The sequence below is a fragment of the Rahnella perminowiae genome (genome assembly GCF_019049695.1).
Classification (GTDB): Bacteria; Pseudomonadota; Gammaproteobacteria; order Enterobacterales; family Enterobacteriaceae; genus Rahnella; species Rahnella perminowiae.
The window spans coordinates 79,026-93,866 of record NZ_JAFMOT010000183.1; the positions used below are offsets into that span (position 1 = coordinate 79,026).

General features: G+C 51.8%; 14 protein-coding genes and 1 riboswitch. Of the genes, 9 read left to right on the forward strand and 5 right to left on the reverse strand.

Features of this window, described 5'->3' with window-relative positions; all coding sequences use genetic code 11:
* Positions 1 to 48 precede the first annotated feature (48 nt).
* Positions 49 to 224: riboswitch (FMN riboswitch) on the forward strand.
* A 132-nt stretch (positions 225 to 356) separates the two neighbouring features.
* Positions 357 to 1,010, forward strand: coding sequence for a 3,4-dihydroxy-2-butanone-4-phosphate synthase (gene ribB, locus J1781_RS17645; RefSeq protein ID WP_129991608.1), 654 nt, complete (start codon positions 357 to 359; stop codon positions 1,008 to 1,010).
* 250 nt (positions 1,011 to 1,260) lie between these two features.
* On the forward strand, positions 1,261 to 2,049 hold the full coding sequence (gene ygiD / locus J1781_RS17650; RefSeq protein ID WP_217221049.1) for a 4,5-DOPA-extradiol-dioxygenase: 789 nt from the start codon (positions 1,261 to 1,263) through the stop codon (positions 2,047 to 2,049).
* Positions 2,050 to 2,113: 64 nt separating this feature from the next.
* Here ygiD and J1781_RS17655 read toward each other — a convergent pair whose 3' ends face one another.
* From J1781_RS17655 to tolC, 3 genes are all read right to left on the reverse strand, one after another.
* A complete protein-coding gene (locus tag J1781_RS17655) occupies positions 2,114 to 3,274 on the reverse strand; it encodes a glutathionylspermidine synthase family protein (RefSeq protein WP_129991607.1) in 1,161 nt (386 codons plus the stop codon).
* A gap of 9 nt (positions 3,275 to 3,283) precedes the next feature.
* The gene (locus tag J1781_RS17660) at positions 3,284 to 3,955 is read right to left on the reverse strand and encodes a DUF1190 family protein (protein WP_129954505.1); all 672 of its coding nucleotides are present in this window, start codon (positions 3,953 to 3,955) and stop codon (positions 3,284 to 3,286) included.
* Positions 3,956 to 4,140: 185 nt separating this feature from the next.
* Positions 4,141 to 5,637 (reverse strand): outer membrane channel protein TolC, encoded by a 1,497-nt coding sequence (tolC, locus tag J1781_RS17665; protein ID WP_269154566.1) that lies wholly within the window; start codon positions 5,635 to 5,637, stop codon positions 4,141 to 4,143.
* 224 nt (positions 5,638 to 5,861) lie between these two features.
* Between tolC and nudF the strand changes: the two genes are divergently transcribed.
* The 6 genes from nudF (at position 5,862) to J1781_RS17695 (ending at position 11,102) form a co-directional block, all read left to right on the forward strand.
* Positions 5,862 to 6,494 carry an ADP-ribose diphosphatase gene (gene nudF / locus J1781_RS17670; protein ID WP_129954510.1) on the forward strand — a complete coding sequence of 211 codons (633 nt, stop codon included), beginning with the start codon at positions 5,862 to 5,864 and terminating at the stop codon, positions 6,492 to 6,494.
* A complete protein-coding gene (locus tag J1781_RS17675) occupies positions 6,494 to 6,919 on the forward strand; it encodes a DUF1249 family protein (protein ID WP_015695861.1) in 426 nt (141 codons plus the stop codon). Before nudF ends, J1781_RS17675 begins: the two co-directional genes overlap by 1 nt.
* A 27-nt stretch (positions 6,920 to 6,946) precedes the next feature.
* The gene (gene cpdA, locus J1781_RS17680) at positions 6,947 to 7,777 is read left to right on the forward strand and encodes a 3',5'-cyclic-AMP phosphodiesterase (RefSeq protein WP_129954512.1); all 831 of its coding nucleotides are present in this window, start codon (positions 6,947 to 6,949) and stop codon (positions 7,775 to 7,777) included.
* The gene (gene yqiA / locus J1781_RS17685) at positions 7,774 to 8,355 is read left to right on the forward strand and encodes an esterase YqiA (RefSeq protein ID WP_217159145.1); all 582 of its coding nucleotides are present in this window, start codon (positions 7,774 to 7,776) and stop codon (positions 8,353 to 8,355) included. Before cpdA ends, yqiA begins: the two co-directional genes overlap by 4 nt.
* A gap of 115 nt (positions 8,356 to 8,470) precedes the next feature.
* Positions 8,471 to 10,366 carry a DNA topoisomerase IV subunit B gene (gene parE / locus J1781_RS17690; RefSeq protein ID WP_129954516.1) on the forward strand — a complete coding sequence of 632 codons (1,896 nt, stop codon included), beginning with the start codon at positions 8,471 to 8,473 and terminating at the stop codon, positions 10,364 to 10,366.
* Positions 10,367 to 10,490: 124 nt separating this feature from the next.
* Positions 10,491 to 11,102: a hypothetical protein gene (locus tag J1781_RS17695; protein ID WP_129954518.1), complete on the forward strand. Its 612-nt coding sequence runs from the start codon at positions 10,491 to 10,493 to the stop codon at positions 11,100 to 11,102.
* Between the two features lie 84 nt (positions 11,103 to 11,186).
* Here J1781_RS17695 and J1781_RS17700 read toward each other — a convergent pair whose 3' ends face one another.
* Positions 11,187 to 11,492, reverse strand: a complete 306-nt coding sequence (locus tag J1781_RS17700) for a putative quinol monooxygenase (RefSeq protein WP_129954520.1) — start codon at positions 11,490 to 11,492, stop codon at positions 11,187 to 11,189.
* A 30-nt stretch (positions 11,493 to 11,522) separates the two neighbouring features.
* On the reverse strand, positions 11,523 to 12,110 hold the full coding sequence (locus J1781_RS17705; protein WP_129954522.1) for an NAD(P)H-dependent oxidoreductase: 588 nt from the start codon (positions 12,108 to 12,110) through the stop codon (positions 11,523 to 11,525).
* A 330-nt stretch (positions 12,111 to 12,440) separates the two neighbouring features.
* Between J1781_RS17705 and parC the strand changes: the two genes are divergently transcribed.
* The gene (parC, locus tag J1781_RS17710; protein ID WP_217233963.1) at positions 12,441 to 14,714 is read left to right on the forward strand and encodes a DNA topoisomerase IV subunit A; all 2,274 of its coding nucleotides are present in this window, start codon (positions 12,441 to 12,443) and stop codon (positions 14,712 to 14,714) included.
* Positions 14,715 to 14,841 lie beyond the last annotated feature (127 nt).

The window sequence follows — 14,841 nt, forward strand, 5'->3', positions numbered from 1 at the left end:
CCAAACCGCAGGATTGCCCTGTTGATTTATTGGCGCTATAGTTGTTTTGCTTATTCTCAGGGCGGGGTGAAAGTCCCCACCGGCGGTAAACCACGGAATATCGGAAGCGTTATAATCCCTTCCATGTGGAAGCCCGCGAGCGCTCAATCCTTCGGGATTAGAGGTCAGCAGATCCGGTGTAATTCCGGGGCCGACGGTTAAAGTCCGGATGGGAGAGAGTAACGATTCAAGCCGGGCAAACATGCCCGCTGCGTTATTTTTTATAACTGTAGCACGCCTGATGGCTGCTGCAGCTAGCCTCCTCAAGACGCCCTGATTCTGGTAATCCACATACAGAACATGAGGTTATTTTTACCATGAATCAGACCCTACTTTCCGAATTCGGTACATCAGCTGAACGTGTTGAGCGTGCTATTGACGCCATGCGTAATGGCGTAGGTGTATTGGTACTGGATGACGAAGATCGTGAAAACGAAGGCGATTTAATTTTTGCAGCTGAAAATATGACCGTTGAGCAAATGGCGCTGACCATTCGTCACGGCAGCGGCATCGTGTGCCTGACCATGAACGAAGACAGCCGTAAACGGCTGGATTTGCCAATGATGGTTGAGAACAACTCCAGCCCGTTCCAGACGCCATTTACCGTGACTATTGAAGCGGCTGAAGGGGTAACTACTGGCGTTTCTGCGGCCGACCGTATTACGACTATCCGTGCGGCAATCAAAGACGGCGCGAAACCTTCTGATCTGAATCGCCCGGGGCATATTTTCCCGCTGCGTGCGCAGGCCGGTGGGGTGCTGACCCGTGGCGGTCACACTGAAGCGTCGGTAGATCTGGCAACGCTGGCGGGTCTGAAGCCTTTCGGCGTGCTGTGTGAACTCACTAATGATGACGGCACTATGGCGCACGCGCCGGAAGTGGTGGTGTTTGCCCGTCAGCATAATATGCCGGTAGTGACCATCGCCGATCTGGTGGCCTATCGCCAGGCGCAGACCCGTCAGGCAAGCTAAGCGACGGGTTATGCGTAACAGAAAAGGCCGCCTGTGCGGCCTTTTTGCTTTTTATTGTGAATTATTGCCAAAATTGTGCTTTGAAGAACACCATCCTCCCGCTTTCTTTTGATTTGACTCATCAAATTTATTGAACATCTCCTTCACGGTTACCCGGCTGTCACCGGCCATCAAAAAGAGTAACGTAGTGTTATTACGCGGCAGGTCACTCACCGGCCCGCTCTCTTTTATTTTGGGTAAGGAATTCATGATGACGACTCAACGTATGCCCGCACTCTTCTTAGGCCACGGCAGTCCGATGAACGTGCTGGAAGACAATATTTATACCCGTGCCTGGCATACGCTGGGTGAAACATTACCGCGGCCAAAGGCGATCCTGGCCGTATCAGCTCACTGGTTCACCCGTGGTACTGCGGTTACGGCGATGGAAAACCCGCGCACGATTCATGATTTTGGCGGCTTCCCGCAGGCGCTGTTTGATAAGCGTTATCCGGCACCCGGTTCACCGGTGCTGGCAAAGCGGGTTCAGGAATTACTTAGCCCGGTAAATGTGATTTCAGATACCCGCGAGTGGGGTTTCGACCATGGTACCTGGGGTGTGCTGATCAAGATGTATCCTGACGCGGATATTCCGGTGATCCAGCTGAGTATTGATGGTACACAGCCGCCGGAATACCACTATGAACTGGGTAAGAAGCTGGCGGCGCTGCGTGACGAAGGCGTGATGATTGTTGCCAGCGGTAATGTGGTGCATAACCTGCGGATGGTGAAATGGGGCGGCGATACTGAAGCTTATCCGTGGGCGACGTCTTTTGAGACTTATGTGAAAGACAATCTGCGCTGGAAGGGTGAGGCGAAAGATCATCCTCTGGTGCAGTTTATGGAGCATGAAGGCGGCGCATTATCGAATCCGTCTCCGGATCACTATCTGCCATTGCTGTATGTTTTAGGCGCGTGGAATGGTATTGAGCCGATCACGCAGCCAACGGACGGGATCGTGATGGGATCGCTTTCGATGCTCTCGGTGCAGTTAGGTTAATAGCACCACTGTCAGCCCGAAATAAAAAGGATAATGAATTTCTTCATTATCCTTTTCTGGTTTTTCATCCGACAATCGTGTGCGGATAAAAACGTGACAGATCCTGGGTGATCAGCGCTTTATCTTCACGGATGCCGATCCCGCAGGGTTGATCATTGACCAGCCAGCTGCCGATCAGGGTGTAACTGCCTTCAAACACTGGCAGCGGATGGAACTGTTGCACGATCATGCCTTCAGCACCGTACGGGCCATCCACACGGGCGACTTCCTGGCCTTTCTCGATGACTTTAATGTTCGCGCCTTCGCGGGAAAACAGCGGCTTCACCACGTAGTGATCCAGTTCCGGATGCTGATCTTCGGCAAAATAAGCCGGTAACAGATTCGGGTGATCCGGGAACATTTCCCATAACAACGGCAGCAAAGCTTTATTCGACACAATGGCTTTCCAGGCCGGTTCCAGCCAGCGTACACCGGCATCTTCCAGCTTGGTCGCGAAGACTTCGCGGAACATGAATTCCCACGGATACAGTTTAAACAGGTTAGAAATCACCTGATCCTGCGTGTCGGTGAATTGCCCGCGTTCCCCCAGACCGATTTCCTCGATAAACAGGAATTCGCTGGCCAGTTCCGCTTCCAGCGCGCAGTCCTGCAAATATTGCACGGTGCCGCGATCTTCTTCGGTGTCCTGACAGCAGGCGATGTGCAGCAACGAGAAACCATGCTGGTTTTTAAGCCCGGCAAAACGTTCGATCAGCTTTTCCTGCAGACTGTTGTACTGATCAGCATCCTGCGACAAATTGCCTGCCGCAATTTGATCTTCAAGCCATAGCCACTGGAAGAAGGCCGCTTCATACAAAGAGGTCGGCGTATCGGCGTTATTTTCCAGCAGCTTCGGCGGATTGACGCCGTCGTAAGCCAGATCCAGACGTGAATACAGGGAAGGCTGTTGCGTGCGCCATGAACTGCGGACAAATTCCCAGACGTGTTTCGGGATCTGGAATTTCGCCATCAGTTTGTCGTCATTCACTACGCGCTCAACGACCTTCAGGCACATCTGATGAATGTCCGCCGTCGCCTCTTCGATCTCTTCAATCTGCGCCAGCGTGAACTGGTAATAAGCATCTTCACACCAGTACGGTTCGCCATACATGGTGTGGAAGTTGAAGCCAAACTCCGTGGCTTTTTCGCGCCAGTCCGGGCGCTCATTAATGGCTAAACGTTTCATCGGTATCTCTTAGCCACCCATGCTGCGGCCAGGGCTGCGTGGCGCCGCAGAGGAGCTGCGCTGCATTGAGGTTTGTTTTGCCACACTGTCGCCAAAACCGCCACGGGTGATGGTGTTGGTCACGGCAGGTTTCGGCGCCATCGCTGTTCTCGGAACGTTCATGGTACGACCGCCCGCTGTTGCGGGGCCGTAGTTTTTACCGGTCGCATCCACGAACTTACCGTTAGCCGGGCTGGCCGGGTTTTTTGAGCTGAACAATGGCTGTTGCGCGTAACCGCCACCGCTCATCATCCGGCCCATCATGTAACCTGCCATCAGCGGCATCCACATGCTGCCGCCGCTGCTCTGGTTTTCGGCCGTGGCGACGCCTGACTGTGCCGGAGCCTGAGTACACTGGCCTTCGCCAAATTCAGCGATACAGTCTTCTCGGCTGGCATATTTAGGTGCGGTTTTTGCCGCTTCCTTTTTCGCTGCATCATACGCTGCAACACATTGCGCACTGCCGGAAGGGTTGGCTTTCGAGCAGTCATCCGCATTCTGATACAGCGAAACGGTTTCGTCGGTTTTCTCGCAGCCGGCAAGCATAAAGACTGCGCTTATCGCCAGGGCGACAGGAGTAATTCTAGAGCTACGCCATGATTTACGGAAGGTAGCCAGGTTAACGTGTTGTGTCCGTTTCATCGTTCTTATCCCATGTTTAGGGCTTTTTTGCCCTTTCCCAGTAGGGTCTAAGAATAGGGGAAAGCGGGTGATTGTTAAAGCAGCGACAGGCAATTGTTACGAGACTTTACAGAGCGGCGTGACGCAGGCAAAAAAAAGCAGCCTTTTCAGGCTGCCTTGATGGAAATGCGGGGGACTTTTCAGAATCAATTCTGGAAAGGATTGCCACTTTTCTTCGGTGTTGCGGTTGCTGTTGTTGCGCTGGCTTTCTGAGCACGAGGCGCAGCTGCCGGGGTGCTTTTGCCGTAACCGTCTGCCGCAGCATCCTGATCAGGTGTTTCTGGTGCCACCTGATCCGGTGCGGTTGGGATGGGTTTACCCAGGGCACCGTTGAGTGCCAGCAGATCGCTTTCGTTCAGTGTACCCAGTGCTGATTTGATGTTCAGCTGATTAATCAGGTACGTATAACGCGCACTGGAAAGTTGCTGTTTGGCGTTATACAGCGTGGTGGTGGCATCCAGAACATCCACAATAGTACGGGTACCGACCTGATAACCGGCTTCCATCGCATCTAAAGAACTCTGAGCAGAAACAACGGCTTGTTTATACGCGTTGATGCTACTGATCGAGGCAGAGATGTTATTGAAAGAAGAACGAACGGTCTGCACGACGCTGCGGTGCGCGCTTTCAAGCTGCTCGCTGGCCCCGACAAAACTGTACTGTGCCTGTTTCACCTGAGAGGTGACTGAACCGCCACTGTACAATGGCAGGGAGAAGCTCAGCCCAATCTTGTTCTGACCAGCATCGGCGTCCTGATAACTGGAAGAACCACCCGTTTTGTCGCCGTGATATTTGGTATTGCTGATACCGGTTGAGGCAGTCAGATCAACCGTAGGCATATGGCCGGTTTCCGCATAACGAATTTGCTCACGTGCCAGATCCTGTGACAGACGGGCAGACAGCAAGCTCAGGTTACGGCTTTCTGCTTCTTTCAACAGCGTGGCGACCGGTTGCGGGCGCGTGGTGTTGAAGTTATCAACATTCAGCGAAGACAGTTGCGGGTAATACATACCGGTAACCTGACGCAGGGACTCCAGCGCATTATCCAGGTTATTACGCGCAGTCACTTCGTTAGCCAGTACGGTGTCGTATTGTGAACGGGCGTTCTGCACGTCGGTAATCGCAACCAGCCCCACGTTAAAGCGCTGAGTGGTTTGATCTAACTGACGGTAAATAGCCTGTTTCTGTGCTTCGGTATACGAGAGTGAATCGATTGCACTCAATACGTTGAAATAAGCCGTTGCAGTATTGAGGATCAAAGATTGTTGATCCGTCTGGTAAGACACATCCTGAATACCGGCAGTTTTTTCCTGCAGTGTCAGGGCGCGCCATTTTGACATATCAAAGATGGTCTGCGTTAATTGCAGGCTGGCACTGCCAACGTCGCTGTTAACGCCATTCGCATCACGGTACCCATTGGTGTAATTGTAATCCGCACCCAATCCGAGTTGCGGTAATAAAGGACTGCGGCTTTCGTTAATTTTTTCGAATGCAGCATCCCGGTCAGCAGCAGATTTGCGCAGGTCCGGGTTACTTGTCCTGGCTTGCTGATAGACCTGCATCAGGTTTTCGGCCTGGCTTATCGTACTGAAGCCGCCCAGGCTGAGTCCGATGAGAAGGGGGAGCAGTTTCTTCATTTGCATTCCTTGTTGTGCAGCAATGTTGTTATGTATGGTGGCGCAGTCAAATTAACCCATAGACGCGGATTCTAGCAGAGTCAGGCTAGCGGGGCGGTTGGCTTAACGTGCCTTCCCGAGTGAATGAGCCTAAATCTATCACAAACAACCTTGATTATTATTAACGCATTTTCATCAAACTGACCTCAAAGGGCAATAAATTACCTCTGTGAGGGATAAGGAAACATTCCATGTCTTCATTTAAACGGTCACCGGTTACTTTCGGCAAAGATGATGTAGAAATTATTGCACGCGAGACACGATATAAAGGTTTTTTTTCTATTATTGCATATCGGTTTCGCCATCGGCTGTTTAATGGAGAAATGAGCGCAGAAGTCGTCCGTGAAGTTTTTGAGCGCGGCCACGCTGCGGTACTCTTACCTTATGATGCGAAAAGGGATGAAGTGGTGCTGATAGAACAGATCCGCATCCCTGCTTTGGATTCCAGTGATACTCCTTGGCTTCTGGAGATGGTCGCCGGTATCATTGAAGAGGGCGAGACAGTGGAAGATGTTGCCCGCCGCGAAGCACTCGAGGAAGCGAACATTGTGGTGAAACGCTGCAAACCGGCTGTGAATTACCTGGCAAGTCCGGGCGGAACCAGCGAGCGTCTTTCCATTATGGTCGGTGAAGTTGATGCCACGACGGCAGAAGGAATTCACGGTCTGGAAGCAGAAAATGAAGACATCCGGGTACATGTGGTCAGCCGTGAGCAGGCTTACCGGTGGGTGGAAGAAGGAGCGATAGACAATGCGGCGTCAGTGATTGCCCTGCAATGGCTGCAGCTGCACCATGAATCCCTGAAAAAAGAGTGGGCTAACTAATGATTAAGCGCTATACCCCTGACTTCCCTGAAATGATGAGATTGTGTGAAACAAATTTTGCACAATTGCGCCGTTTGATGCCACGCACCGATGAACCTGGTGAAACGGTGACATATCAGGTGAGTAGCGCAACGTATTGCCTGACGATCCTCGAATCAACACGTTATACATCCCTGATAGAAATCAAACAGACTGCGCCGGCCGTGAGTTACTGGAGCCTGCCTTCGCTCACCGTTCGCCTGTATCATGATGCGATGGTGGCCGAAGTGTGTGCGAGTCAGCAGATCTTTCGCTTCAAAGCACGTTATGATTATCCGAATAAAAAGTTGCATCAGCGTGATGAAAAGCATCAAATTAACCAGTTCCTTGCGGATTGGCTGCGTTATTGCCTTGCGCACGGAGCGATGGCAATTCCGGTTTGTTAGACAGACTTCAACAACAAAGGAAACGATTTGGAAAGCCTGTTTACACTGCCTTTGGTGAATGGGGCCAAAGTCAGGATTCTACAGATTACTGATACCCATCTTTTTGCCGGTGAAGATGAAACGTTGTTAGGCGTGAATACGTTTAACAGCTATCGCGCAGTGCTGGACGCCATCAAAGCGCAGCAGCGTGAAGTCGATATTATCGCGGCAACAGGGGACCTGGCACAGGATCAGTCGGTGGAAGCCTACCATCAGTTTGCCCGCGGTATCGGCGAGCTGACCGCGCCCTGCGTCTGGCTGCCGGGCAATCATGATTTCCAGCCTGCGATGGTCAATGCCTTGCAGGATGCGGGGATCAACCCTTCGAAACACGTTCTGCTTGGTGAACATTGGCAAATTATCCTGCTGGATACACAGGTATTCGGTGTGCCGCACGGCGAGCTGAGCGAATATCAGCTGGAATGGATGGAACGCTGTCTGAACGCGTACCCTGATCGTTTTACTTTGTTGATGTTACACCATCATCCGCTGCCTTCAGGCTGCACCTGGCTTGATCAGCACAGCCTGCGCAATGCGCATATGCTGGCGAATACCCTGGTGAATTACCCGAAAGTGAATACGCTGTTGTGCGGACATATTCATCAGGAGCTTGATCTTGACTGGTACGGACGCCGTCTTTATGCGACGCCGTCAACCTGCGTACAGTTTAAACCGCATTGCACCAATTTCACGATTGATACGGTTGCACCGGGCTGGCGTTACCTTGATTTATATCCGGACGGCCGTGTAGAGACTGAAGTCTTCCGTCTGGAAACCAGCGAGTTTCATCCTGACACGGAGTCGGACGGCTACGAATGAACACCTTACTTTACCTGCACGGATTCAACAGTTCTCCGCACTCAGCGAAAGCCACGTCATTAAAAAACTGGCTGGCGGTTAATCATCCCCATATCGATATGATTATCCCGCAATTACCGCCTTATCCGGCTGACGCCGCGGAAGAACTTGAGAGTCTGGTCATTAGCAATGCGGGTAAAAAACTGGGTATTGTTGGCTCCTCGCTGGGGGGGTATTACGCCACGTGGCTGTCGCAATGTTTTGCCGTGCCGGCCGTGGTGGTGAACCCGGCGGTGAAGCCGTATGAGCTGCTGATCGACTTCCTCGGACAAAACGAGAACCCCTACACCGGCCAGCAATATGTGTTAGAGTCACGCCACGTTTATGATCTGAAAGTCATGCAGGTCGAACCGCTGGAGTCACCGGATTTACTCTGGTTGCTGCAGCAAACGGGCGATGAAATTCTCGATTACCGTCAGGCTGTGGCGTACTACACCACCTGTCGCCAGACGGTCGAACCCGGGGGGAATCACGCATTTGTCGGCTTTGAACGTTATTTTTCGCCGATTGTAGATTTCCTGGAACTGGCCGCAGACTAACATCGTCAGGGTGACTTTTACCCCGGATTTATAGCCTCTGCTTGCTGCCAGTGCTTCCACCCGCCCACATACTGTATCGTTAGCCCACAAACCTATGAGCCACGAATAATCAACGATGAGCCAATCAACTTATAACGCGGATTCCATAGAGGTCCTCAGCGGACTCGAACCGGTGCGCCGCCGTCCGGGCATGTACACCGATACGACCCGGCCAAATCATCTCGGTCAGGAAGTGATTGATAACAGCGTGGATGAAGCATTAGCAGGCCACGCCAAACGCATTGAAGTCATCCTTCACGAAGATCAGTCTCTCGAAGTCATTGATGACGGTCGCGGCATGCCGGTGGATATCCACGCCGAAGAAGGTGTTCCGGCGGTCGAACTGATCTTCTGCCGTCTGCACGCGGGCGGTAAATTCTCCAACAAAAATTACCAGTTTTCCGGCGGCCTGCATGGCGTAGGGATTTCAGTGGTTAACGCCTTATCCAAACGCGTTGAAGTGGCGGTAAAACGCGGCGGCGAAGTGTATGAAATGGCATTTGAAAATGGCGATAAAGTGCAGGACCTGCACGTTACCGGCACCTGCGGTAAGCGCAACACCGGTACCAGCGTTCATTTCTGGCCTGATGGCAGTTTCTTCGACAGTCCGCGTTTTTCGGTCAGCCGCCTCAGCCACTTGCTGAAAGCCAAAGCCGTACTGTGTCCTGGCGTAGAAATCCTGTTTAAAGACAAAGTGAATAACACCGAACAACGCTGGTGTTATGAAGACGGTCTGACCGATTACCTGATGGAAGCAGTCAATGGCCTGATTACGCTGCCAGAAAAAGCCTTTGTCGGGAATTTTGCCGGTGATACCGAAGCGGTTGACTGGGCACTGTTGTGGCTGCCGGAAGGCGGCGAATTGCTGACTGAAAGCTACGTCAACCTGATCCCGACCATGCAGGGCGGTACGCATGTTAACGGTCTGCGTCAGGGGCTGCTTGAGGCCATGCGCGAGTTCTGCGAATTTCGCAATATTCTGCCGCGCGGCGTGAAGCTGTCTGCGGAAGATATCTGGGAACGCTGTGCCTATGTGCTGTCAGTAAAAATGCAGGATCCGCAGTTCGCCGGTCAGACCAAAGAACGCCTGTCCTCGCGTCAGTGTGCGGCCTTTGTTTCCGGCGTGGTGAAAGATGCCTTCAGTCTGTGGCTGAACCAGAACGTTCAGGCCGCAGAACAACTGGCGGAACTGTGCATTTCCAGTGCCCAGCGTCGTCTGCGTGCAGCGAAAAAAGTGGTGCGTAAGAAACTGACCAGCGGCCCTGCGCTGCCGGGCAAACTGGCTGACTGTACATCACAGGATCTGAACATGACCGAACTCTTCCTGGTGGAAGGGGATTCAGCGGGCGGTTCTGCCAAACAGGCGCGCGATCGGGAATATCAGGCGATCATGCCGCTCAAAGGTAAGATCCTCAATACCTGGGAGGTCTCATCCGATGAAGTTCTGGCCTCGCAGGAAGTGCACGATATTTCTGTGGCAATCGGTATTGATCCGGACAGCGAAGATCTGAGCCAGCTGCGTTACGGCAAAATCTGTATCCTGGCGGATGCGGACTCCGACGGTCTACACATTGCCACCTTGCTGTGCGCGCTGTTTGTCCGTCACTTCCGATCCCTGGTGCGTGGCGGCCATGTTTATGTGGCAATGCCGCCGTTATACCGTATCGATCTGGGTAAAGAAGTGTTCTATGCGCTGGACGAGCAGGAAAAAGAAGGCGTGCTGGAGCAACTGAAACGTAAGAAAGGTAAGCCGAACGTACAGCGGTTTAAAGGTCTGGGTGAAATGAACCCGCTGCAACTGCGTGAAACCACGCTCGATCCGAATACCCGTCGTCTGGTGCAACTGACCATCGATGAGGAGGATATCGATCAGACGCTGCGCATGATGGATATGCTGCTGGCGAAGAAACGGTCTGAAGATCGCCGTAACTGGTTACAGGAAAAAGGCGATACCGCCGAACTGGACGTTTAAGCTTCATCGTAAGAAGTCTCTGTAAGCCCGGAGAGGAATGATTCATCTTCCTGCCGGGCGTTTTACCATGTGGTTTTGATTGTTGAGGGCTGAATAGTCCCGTAAGTGAAGCTCAGGAGGAGCAATGCCATTACCTAAAACCGGCGATCTTATTTACGGTCTGCATACAGATTTTGGAAGAAAGCGTTATATGTACTCTGTTAAGGGATTTCAAAACGGGGTAATCACCGCAGATGTTTTTAAAGTCCTCAGGCATGACCAGCCTTGCCGACTTGCGGAACAGGCCTCGCTTGAGCATTTCATTTCATCACACATAAAGTATTGCTCAGCATTAAACGGTGAGCGAAATAATGAAAATTTACGCAGGAAATGCAAGGCCATCGTAGAATGGGCCGTGTCGAAAGGGCGAAATATTCATTTCGTGCTGGATGAATTGGATATTACTGCTGTCGCGAATAAATCATACCGTGGTATTAATCCGGATGAAAATAAACCTGAAAAAAACCGTTCAATTACGGGATCTGAATTACGGCATATTTACCGGAACTGGCAAAAATTTAAAAATAACGTTTATTTCTGGTTTGAGCAGACGCCTGTTTCTCCCCCTTGGGAGCAGGACATTGTCATGGACACCCTGATAAAGAAAAACAGACGGCTACAATTGAGCACTGTCGTGCATCGTAAAGAAGTGTGGGCCGCTTATAATGCAACGGTGGGGCTTAGCCGAAATCGCTAGGTTACGTCGCGCTATAACGTGTCTTATAACGATGCGATGAAAATTGCCGGGCTACATTCCGGCGATTTTCATCAGGCAGTAAACTCAGGCTTTCTCAATAATATGGATCACCACATCCAGAACGTCTGCTTTAATATTTTCGCGGTGCTTATCCATATGATCAGCCTGCTGATGCGCTTCGAGATGCGCCAGACTTTCCCAGTCTTCCAGCATGAAAATGGAGTCAGGTACTGTTTTACGCCAGGGGATCTGGCCGTTGAAATCAACATAAGGTTCATAACGGTGACAGCCCTTCTCTGCCAGAACGCTCGGCAGCAGGGCGGTGATTTTTTCCATGACCGAATCGCGACGGCCTGGTTTGACTTTGATTTCAGCAATAACAGTGATCATAAAAACCTCTTTCCCGGGTGACCCTCAACCTTAAGCCTGGCCGAAAACATTTTCAAGATGGGCACGGTAGCGCGCAAAATCACCTTCTACATCAGGCTGTTTGATCACATCGTTACACATAAAAGTCGGTAATGTATCAAGGCCGATGAACTGGTTGGCTTTGTGCTGTGCCATGTACACGCCGTCAACGCCGACGCCATGGAAAAATTGTTCTTTATCTTCGAACGCCTCTAAAGGTGCGTTCCAGGTTACGGACAACATATAACATTTACCGTGCAGCAGACCGCCTGAACCGTATTTTTTCGAGGCATCGGAGCGTGTACGGCCATCGCTGGCGTACAGTTTGCCATGGCCTTCGGTGAACACTTCATCGATGTATTTTTTCAGCGTCCATGGCATGCCCATCCACCAGCCCGGTTGCTGATAAATGATGGCGTCAGCCCACAGATAGCTTTCGATTTCAGTCTGCACGTCATAACCGTCTTCCAGCACGGTCACACGCACTTCATGACCTTTATCGCGCAGAAAAGAGGTCGCGACATCGGTCAGGCTATTGTTCAACGCGCCTTTGGAATGGGCAAAGGTCTTACCGGCATTGATAATCAGGATATTGCTCATGTTTTTCCTTATCGGGAATTCTTCAATTCTGGTGGTCAGACTGTTATCACGTAGTGTACTCAACTCTGCATGACAGAAAAATGTGAGATTACACACAATACTATTGACTCAAATGCAATAATCGAAGGGACAACGCGGTAATTTAACCATTTTGTGAGGAAATAATTGTTTAAAAATAAGGCAGAAACACAGCAACTGTGACAGTCATACGGCAGATGATGTACTATCGCGGACATCATTGCCTCGCGGCAGCGGACATCACGCGCCTGCGGATGCAAGCTTCCTTAATTTCCAAAACGATAACGCCACGGGTCTGAGGATTAAACATCAATGAGCGAAATGACTCATGACGGAACAGAGCGTTTAGCCCTGCATACGTTTACTGAGAACGCCTATCTCAACTATTCCATGTACGTCATCATGGACCGCGCGCTGCCGTTTATCGGTGACGGGCTCAAGCCGGTGCAGCGCCGTATCATTTACGCGATGTCAGAGCTGGGCCTGAGTAATAACGCCAAATTCAAAAAATCCGCGCGTACCGTTGGTGACGTGCTGGGTAAATATCATCCGCATGGTGACAGTGCCTGCTACGAAGCCATGGTACTGATGGCGCAGCCGTTTTCTTACCGCTATCCGCTGGTTGACGGCCAGGGGAACTGGGGGGCGCCGGATGATCCGAAGTCCTTCGCCGCGATGCGTTATACCGAATCGCGTCTGTCCAAATATGCCGAAGTGTTGCTGCGTGAATTAGGTCAGGGCACAGTCGATTATGTGCCGAACTTTGACGGCACGATGCAGGAGCCGAAAATGCTGCCTGCGCGTCTGCCGAATATTCTGCTTAACGGAACCACCGGCATTGCAGTCGGGATGGCGACCGATATTCCGCCGCACAATATTCGCGAAGTGGCCGCTGCTGCGGTGGCATTGCTTGAGAAACCGAACAGCCCGCTCGAAGACCTGCTGGAATTCGTGCAGGGGCCTGATTTCCCGACAGAAGCAGAGATCATCACGCCGCGTCATGAAATCCGCAAAATGTACGAATCGGGTAAAGGCTCGGTGCGTATGCGTGCGGTCTGGCACAAAGAAGATGGCAGTGCCGTGATCACTGCGTTACCGCATCAGGTTTCCGGCGCGAAAGTGCTGGAGCAAATCGCCAGCCAGATGCGTGCTAAAAAGCTGCCAATGGTTGAAGATCTGCGTGATGAATCCGATCACGAAAACCCGACCCGTCTGGTGGTCGTGCCGCGCTCCAACCGTATCGATCTGGATCAGGTGATGAATCACCTGTTTGCGACCACCGATCTGGAACGCAGCTACCGCATTAACATGAACATGATCGGTCTTGATCACCGTCCGCAGGTCAAAGGACTGGTTGAGATCCTGAAAGAATGGCTGGATTATCGCCGCGATACCGTTCGTCGTCGTCTGAATTTCCGTCTCGATAAAGTGCTGAAACGTCTGCATATCCTGGAAGGTTTGCTGATCGCGTTTCTCAATATCGATGAGGTGATCCACATCATCCGTACTGAAGATGAGCCGAAACCGGTACTGATGCAGCGTTTTGAACTGTCAGACACGCAGGCTGAAGCTATTCTGGAGTTGAAATTACGCCATTTGGCGAAACTCGAAGAAACCAAAATCCGCGGTGAACAGGATGAACTGGCGAAAGAGCGGGATCAATTGCAGGCATTACTGGCGTCTGAGCGGAAACTGAGCACGCTGATCCGCAAAGAGATACAGGCGGATGCCGAAGCTTTTGGTGATGAGCGCCGCTCACCGATCACTGAGCGTGAAGAAGCGCGGGCGATGAGCGAGCACGATTTTATTCCGTCTGAGCCGGTGACCATTGTGTTGTCAGAATCAGGTTGGGTACGCAGCGCTAAAGGCCATGACATTGATGCTTCCGGCCTGAGTTACAAAGCCGGTGACAGTTTCCGCGCTGCGGCCAAAGGCAAAAGTAATCAGCCCGTGGTGTTTATGGACTCCACCGGTCGCAGTTATGCGCTTGATCCGACCACGCTGCCGTCCGCACGCGGACAGGGTGAACCGCTGACCGGCAAACTGACACCACCGCCGGGCGCAACCATCGAGCATGTACTGATGGCGGCGGACGACCAGAAACTGCTGATGGCATCGGATGCCGGTTATGGTTTCGTTTGTACCTTCAACGATTTAGTGGCTCGTAACCGTGCAGGCAAAGCGATGATCACTTTGCCTGATAACGCCAAAGCCTTCCCGCCAATGGAACTTCATGGCGATGAGGATATGCTGTTGTCGATTACGGCCGCAGGACGGATGTTGCTGTTCCCGGTAGCGGATCTGCCGCAGTTGTCGAAAGGCAAGGGTAACAAAATTGTCTCAATACCGGCTGCACAGGCGGCCAGTGGCGAAGATAAACTGGCATGGTTACTGGTTCTGCCACCGCAAACTTCGGTCACGCTGCATGTCGGTAAACGTAAGCTGGTTCTCCGTCCGGAAGACCTGCAGAAATTCCGTGCTGAACGTGGTCGTAAAGGCACGCTTCTGCCGCGCGGGCTGCAACGTATCGATCGTGTTGAAATCGATTCCCCTGTACGCGCCAGTGGCGGTGGAAGCGAAGAATAAGTCTGCCACTGACCGGCAAAAATCAGGGCACATTGGTGCCCTGAAATCTTTTGATAGGATTCAGTGGCCTGAGACTGTCGTGCAGTGCAAAAATTTTACATTTGTATTAATAAAACCGTTGTGCGGT

Bases quoted from the DNA above. Each gene is read 5' to 3' on its own strand.
- ribB (WP_129991608.1), top strand. From the start codon at position 357: ATGAATCAGACCCTACTTTCCGAATTCGGTACATCAGCTGAACGTGTT.
- ygiD (WP_217221049.1), top strand. From the start codon at position 1,261: ATGACGACTCAACGTATGCCCGCACTCTTCTTAGGCCACGGCAGTCCG.
- J1781_RS17655 (WP_129991607.1), bottom strand. From the start codon at position 3,274: ATGAAACGTTTAGCCATTAATGAGCGCCCGGACTGGCGCGAAAAAGCC.
- J1781_RS17660 (WP_129954505.1), bottom strand. From the start codon at position 3,955: ATGAAACGGACACAACACGTTAACCTGGCTACCTTCCGTAAATCATGG.
- tolC (WP_269154566.1), bottom strand. From the start codon at position 5,637: ATGCAAATGAAGAAACTGCTCCCCCTTCTCATCGGACTCAGCCTGGGC.
- nudF (WP_129954510.1), top strand. From the start codon at position 5,862: ATGTCTTCATTTAAACGGTCACCGGTTACTTTCGGCAAAGATGATGTA.
- J1781_RS17675 (WP_015695861.1), top strand. From the start codon at position 6,494: ATGATTAAGCGCTATACCCCTGACTTCCCTGAAATGATGAGATTGTGT.
- yqiA (WP_217159145.1), top strand. From the start codon at position 7,774: ATGAACACCTTACTTTACCTGCACGGATTCAACAGTTCTCCGCACTCA.
- parE (WP_129954516.1), top strand. From the start codon at position 8,471: ATGAGCCAATCAACTTATAACGCGGATTCCATAGAGGTCCTCAGCGGA.
- J1781_RS17695 (WP_129954518.1), top strand. From the start codon at position 10,491: ATGCCATTACCTAAAACCGGCGATCTTATTTACGGTCTGCATACAGAT.
- J1781_RS17700 (WP_129954520.1), bottom strand. From the start codon at position 11,492: ATGATCACTGTTATTGCTGAAATCAAAGTCAAACCAGGCCGTCGCGAT.
- J1781_RS17705 (WP_129954522.1), bottom strand. From the start codon at position 12,110: ATGAGCAATATCCTGATTATCAATGCCGGTAAGACCTTTGCCCATTCC.
- parC (WP_217233963.1), top strand. From the start codon at position 12,441: ATGAGCGAAATGACTCATGACGGAACAGAGCGTTTAGCCCTGCATACG.